The organism is Hydrogenivirga sp. 128-5-R1-1 (assembly GCF_000171895.1).
This window is the reverse complement of record NZ_ABHJ01000465.1, coordinates 1-1,168: the sequence shown is the minus strand read 5'-3', so window position 1 is coordinate 1,168 and position 1,168 is coordinate 1. Positions and strand designations below refer to the sequence as shown.

General features: G+C 29.7%; 3 protein-coding genes. All 3 read right to left on the bottom strand.

Annotated elements, in window-relative coordinates; translation table 11 throughout:
- The coding region (locus HG1285_RS00640) for an OB-fold nucleic acid binding domain-containing protein (RefSeq protein ID WP_008289605.1) at positions 1 to 229 on the bottom strand (229 nt) is incomplete at its 3' end.
- 12 nt (positions 230 to 241) lie between these two features.
- Positions 242 to 532, bottom strand: coding sequence for a hypothetical protein (locus HG1285_RS00645; RefSeq protein ID WP_008289604.1), 291 nt, complete (start codon positions 530 to 532; stop codon positions 242 to 244).
- Between the two features lie 72 nt (positions 533 to 604).
- A complete protein-coding gene (gene raiA / locus HG1285_RS18580; RefSeq protein ID WP_008289603.1) occupies positions 605 to 1,081 on the bottom strand; it encodes a ribosome-associated translation inhibitor RaiA in 477 nt (158 codons plus the stop codon).
- Positions 1,082 to 1,168 lie beyond the last annotated feature (87 nt).

The following is a 1,168-nucleotide window of genomic DNA, read 5'->3' as shown; positions in this document are numbered from 1 at the left end:
ATTCTGTTCTTACTTTTTTTGCTTTTTCAACAACTTCTTGAGGTGATTTTGAAGGGTCAAAAACTACTTGAATAGTCCCTTCTCTGTCTCTTAAGTTTATAAATATAACCCCGCCGTGGTCTCTAACACTTTCTGCCCATCCAAGCAGTCTAACTTCATCTCCAATATTATTTTCTGTTAAATCTGTAGTATAAAAATCCCTTTTAAAATCTCCTAAGTTGTCTATCATTACCTTCTCCTTCTATCTTCTAAATATATTTTTATCAAGTAGAGCTTTTGTATTGTCAGTGATTTTTTTAGCTTCTTCGTATGAAATTTCTTTTAGATTTTTAAAAATATTTTCAGGTTTATCTGTTATAAGTTCATGACTTTCGGAAAAAATAACTCTATCTATCAAAATAGCAAAAATATGACCAATTTTTAAATAAAAACTTTTATCATCTATTTTTTTCTTGTCAAGAATCATATAACAGTTATCTTTTTTTAAAAAGTCGTTATCTATTTCAGATATGTAAAACTTTCCTTTTTCCATAAAGAAAATTATATATGATTTACAAAGAGTTTTCAGATTATTTTTTATTTATAAGGCAGACAGCACCGGAGTTTACACTCCAGGTGCTATTAAACCATAATTGCCTGCTTTTTTTCTGTAAATAACATTTATTTCGCCTGTTTCTGCATTCCTAAATGGCAAGAAAAATGCTCCCATTTCTTCAAGTAAGAGTCTTGCATCTTCAACATCCATTGGTTTTTCTATAGGAAGAGGTTCTTGTACTATTAAAGGTCTTTCTATACTTTCTTCAACGATACCTTCCCTTTTTTCTTTTTCTTTTAATTTTGCAAGTCTTCTTCTTTCCTCTACTCTTCTTGCTTTTAATCTAACAAGTTGTCTTTCTACTTCATCAACAACAAAATCTATCGCTGTATAAAGGTCATTACTTTCTTCCCATGCATGTATAACTCCTCCTCCTGGAGTATTAAAATAAATATCAATATCTACTCTGTTTCTATGTCTGTGTTTTTCAAAATCATAAGTAACTCTAACATTTACTGAATCTTCAGCAACATCAATGTCTTTCAAATAAGTTTTAATCTTTCTAACTTGTGCTCTGTATAATCCTTAATAAAGTCTGTAACCTGAATGTTTTTACCAACATGCTCTACTTTC